General features: G+C 69.3%; 2 protein-coding genes and 2 pseudogenes. 1 reads left to right on the top strand and 3 read right to left on the bottom strand.

Features of this window, described 5'->3' with window-relative positions:
- The 3 genes and pseudogenes from AC27KI_RS20085 to AC27KI_RS20075 all read right to left on the bottom strand — a co-directional run.
- Nucleotides 1-1,232 (bottom strand): annotated as a pseudogene (locus AC27KI_RS20085) (malonate decarboxylase subunit alpha); the annotation flags it as partial.
- Between the two features lie 49 nt (nt 1,233-1,281).
- Nucleotides 1,282-2,667 (bottom strand): SLC13 family permease, encoded by a 1,386-nt coding sequence (locus tag AC27KI_RS20080; RefSeq protein ID WP_284428799.1) that lies wholly within the window; start codon nt 2,665-2,667, stop codon nt 1,282-1,284.
- 200 nt (nt 2,668-2,867) lie between these two features.
- A complete protein-coding gene (locus AC27KI_RS20075; protein ID WP_284429562.1) occupies nt 2,868-3,782 on the bottom strand; it encodes a LysR family transcriptional regulator in 915 nt (304 codons plus the stop codon).
- A 114-nt stretch (nt 3,783-3,896) separates the two neighbouring features.
- Between AC27KI_RS20075 and AC27KI_RS20070 the strand changes: the two are divergent.
- Nucleotides 3,897-4,075, top strand: a pseudogene (locus AC27KI_RS20070) (3-hydroxyacyl-CoA dehydrogenase); the annotation flags it as partial.

Genomic DNA, 4,075 nt, shown 5'->3' with positions numbered 1-4,075 from the left:
CCCCGCGCCTGGGGGCCGGCCTTGAGCCATGCGGGGCTGGCATGGCGCCGACCGCGCGCATCGGCCCCCCATGTTGGGCGCGCCGCCGAAGCCCGCGATGCGCCCCAGGGTGGCGGTGGAGCTGTTGCCGTCCAGGTCGATCTGCAGGGTGGAGCCGATGAACAGGTCGCAGGCATAGTGCCCAGCGGCCTGGCAGAAGGCGCGGTTGCTGCGCAGGCTGCCGTCCGGCCCGGTGAAGAACACGTCCGAGCGCGCGCGGATGTAGTCCTCCATGCCCAGCTCGGAGCCGAAGGAGTGCACCGATTCCACCCAGCCCGCCTCGATGGCCGGGATCAGCGCCGGGTGCGGGTTGAGCGCCCAGTGCCGGGCGATCTTGCCCTTGAGGCCCAGCGACTCGCCGTAAGTGGGCAGCAGCAGTTCGATGGCGGCGGTGTCAAAGCCGATGCCGTGGTTCAGGCGCTGCACGCCGTACTCGCCGTAGATGCCCTTGATCGCCATCATGGCCATGAGCACCTGGATCTCGCTGATCTGCGCCGGATCGCGCGTGAACAGCGGCTCGATGAAGTGCGGGCGCGGGGCCTGCACGACGAAGCTCACCCAGCCGGCCGGGATGTCCACGCGCGGCAGCGTGGTGGTGCGGCCGTCCACCATCTCGTTGACCTGCGCGATCACGATGCCGCCCGAGAAGGCCGTGGCCTCCACGATGGCGGGCGTGTCCTCGGTGTTGGGGCCGGTGTAGAGGTTTCCCTCGGCATCGGCCGCCTGCGCGGCGATCAGCGCGACCTGCGGCGTCAGGTCGATGAAGTAGCGCGCGAACAGCTCCAGGTAGGTGTGGATGGCGCCGATCTCGATGCGCCCGGCCGACACCAGCCGCGCGATGCGCGCGCTCTGCGGGCCCGAGAAGCTGAAATCGAGCCGCGAGGCGATGCCGTTCTCGAACACGTCCAGGTGCTGCGGCAGCGCCAGCACCGACTGCACCATGTGCAGGTGGTGCACGCGCGCCGGATCGACCTGCACCAGCGCATCGGCCAGGAAGTCGGCCTGCTTCTGGTTGTTGCCTTCGAGGCAGACGCGGTCGCCGGGCTCCAGCACGGCTTCGAGGAGCGTGCCGATGGCGGCGGCATCGACCCGTTTGCCGGCCAGCGGCATGCCGTGCGCAGCCAGCGCGCGGTCGGCCCGCGCGAGCCGGGCGCGCGGCGGTCCGCGCGGGTGTTCCAGTCTCTGGGGTTCATGGGAGTTTGTGGTGGGTTGGAAGATTGGACGGCAGGGGCTGGCGGTCGGTCAGAGCACGACGAACAGCAGCCACACCACCACGGGTGCGATCAGTGTGACAGCGGCGCCATACACCATGAGCTGGCGGAAGAACACCTCGCGGTTGACGCCGCGCGCATTGGCCAGCACCAGCGCGCCGTTGGTGGAGAAGGGGCTCACATCGACGATGGTGGACGACACGGCCATGGCCGCGATGAACCCCACCGCGCCCACGCCGGCATCGCCCGAGCCGCCGCCTTGCAGGAACGGCACGGCCAGCGGGATCAGCGAGCCCAGCACCGCCGTGGACGAGGCGAAGGCCGAGACCACCGCGCCGACGAAGCACAGCAGCAGCGCCGCCATCAGCGGCGAGGTGAGCGCGGCCACGCTGTGGCCCACGAAGTCGATGGTGCCCATCTTGTCCATCACGCCCACGAAGGTGCTGACGCCCACGATCAGCATGATCTCGGGCCAAGACACCTGGCCGAGCGCGCGCTTTTGCAGGTTGGGCGCCATCAGCGTGAGCAGCAGGCCGATGGTGATGGAGACGAAACCGATGTCTTGCTTGAAGAACAGCGTCAGCACGGCGAGGGTGAGCAGGCCGATGACGGTGACCGCCTGGTACCAGCGCGCACCCTCCGCTTGCGGCGCGGACGGGGCGGCGTTCATGAGCGAGTCGTCGGTTTGGGCGGCGGTGCGGCGCTCCTCGGCCAGCGAGTCGCCCTCGGCGTTGCCATAGACCTGGGCGCCGCCCTGGCCGTGGGCCACCTGCGGCAGGTCGAACGGGGTGTTGCGGGCGCCGGTGCGCTGGCGCGCCAGCTTCAGCCCGCCCATGGCCACGAACAGCGCCATGGCCACGGCCAGGTTCACCGCGAGGCTGGCCGCCATGGTGGCGATGGGGTTCAGCGGCAGGCCGGCCGTGGCCACGATCTTGTTGGTGATGCCGCCGTAGATGCTGATCGGCGAGAAGCCGCCGCCCTGCGCGCCGTGGATGACGAGAAGACCCATCATCAGCGGGTTGATGCCGTACTTGGCCGCGAAGCCCAGTGCGATGGGCGCGATGATGGCGACCGCCGCCGGGCTGACGGCCCCCACGCCCGTGAGCGCCGCGGCGATGAAGAACATGATCCACGGGATCGCCGCGATGCGCCCACGCACCGCGCGCACCGCCAGCTTGACCAGCCAGTCGATCGTGCCGTTGTTCTGCGCCAGAGCGAACAGGTAGGTGATGCCCACCAGCGTCAGGAACAGGTCGGCAGGAAATCCCGCCATGATGGCCTTGGCATTCATGCCGGCCACGAGCGTGCCGACCAGGAAGGCCCCGACGAAGGCGATGACGCCCATGTTGATGGGCAGTACGGTGGCGATGACGAACATGCTGGCGAGCGCGCAGATGGATATCCAGTGGGAAGTCATTGAATTTGTCTCCTGTCCGTGGTGCCCCGCGGTGGCACATGCCGGTGGCTGTGCTCATGGATGCGGGGCTTTGTTCTTGCAGGGGACGATACGCAGCCGGGCGGTGCGGATCAATGCCAGCGGTGTGCCGACACTTACGCTAATCGAAACGATCCAGGGTGACCCCCGTAGGGGCTGCCCCAGAAGGTTGGCAGGGTGGCTCAGGACAGCGCCGCCTTGGCGGTGCGGCAGACCGCCAGCAGGGCGAGCAGGTTGGGGTCGCGCTCGCGGGTGCGCAGGAAGTGCAGCGCGATGGTCTGGCGCATGCGGTAGCGCGGCTGCAGCGCGATGAGCCGCACGTTGGGCGGCAGCACGCCACGCACCCGACCGGGCAGCAGGGTGCAGCCCACGCCGCCGCTCACCAGGTTCATCAGCGAGAAGATGTCCTCGGTCTGCATCACCACGTCGGGGGTGAAGCCGGCCACCCGGAAAGTCTCCATGAATCCCTGGTAGGTCACGAAGCCTTCCGTGAGGCTGACGAAGCGCTCGCTGGCGCAAGCGGCCAGGTCGATGGGCTGGTCGGGCGGGTAGGGCGAGTCGGCTGGCGCGGCGAAGTGGATGTCGTCCTCGAACAGGGGCTCGCACTCGAGGTCGGGCATATCGCCGGACGAGCCCATCAGCGCGGCATCGATGGCGCCGTTGCGCAGCTTTTGCCGCAGGTCGGCGTCCGAGCCCAGCACCAGTTCGGTCTGCAGTTCGGGCAGGCGCCGCTTCATGCCCATCACGAGGGTGGGCACCGTGCGGCTGGTCAGCGAATAGAGCGATCCGATGCGTATGCGGTCGGACGAATACCCGGCCACCGCCCGCGTGGAGCGGATGCCCTCGGCCAGCGTGCCCAGCAGCTCGCGCGCGACCTCCGCCAGGTGGTGAGCGGCCTCGGTGGGGTGCAGGTGGCGGCCTTCGTGGCGGAACAGGGGGCAGCGCAGCGCGTCCTCCAGCGAGTGCAGGGCGCGGTGCACGCTGACCGCGCTGATGTCCAGGCTCTCCGCCGCGCGCGCGAGATTGCCGGCCTCCAGGAAGACCCGCAGGATGTGCAGCTTGCGAAGGGTGATGTCGTCATCGGGACGGTGGGGCATGGCCATGCGGTGGGGGCTCGATCAGAATTCGTGCTGGGCCGATTGCAGCACATTGCACGGCCGCTTTTGCAAAACCATTCACTGGCCCGCGGGGCCCACAGGAGAGAGAAACCCATGGCAATCGATTTCAAGGGCCGCGTGGCCATCGTGACGGGCGCGGGCGGCGGCCTGGGCCGCCAGCACGCACTGGCGCTGGCGGCGCGCGGCGCGAAGGTGCTGGTCAACGACCTGGGCGGTGCGGTGGACGGCAGCGGCGCGACCGGTGGGGGCGGCGCAGGCCGTGGTGGACGAGA

The sequence above is a fragment of the Acidovorax sp. KPB24-03 genome (assembly GCF_057546605.1).
The sequence above is the reverse complement of the archived record's forward strand: the minus strand, read 5'-3'. Positions and strand labels throughout refer to the sequence as shown.

Bases quoted from the DNA above. Each gene is read 5' to 3' on its own strand.
- AC27KI_RS20080 (WP_284428799.1), bottom strand. From the start codon at position 2,667: ATGACTTCCCACTGGATATCCATCTGCGCGCTCGCCAGCATGTTCGTC.
- AC27KI_RS20075 (WP_284429562.1), bottom strand. From the start codon at position 3,782: ATGCCCCACCGTCCCGATGACGACATCACCCTTCGCAAGCTGCACATC.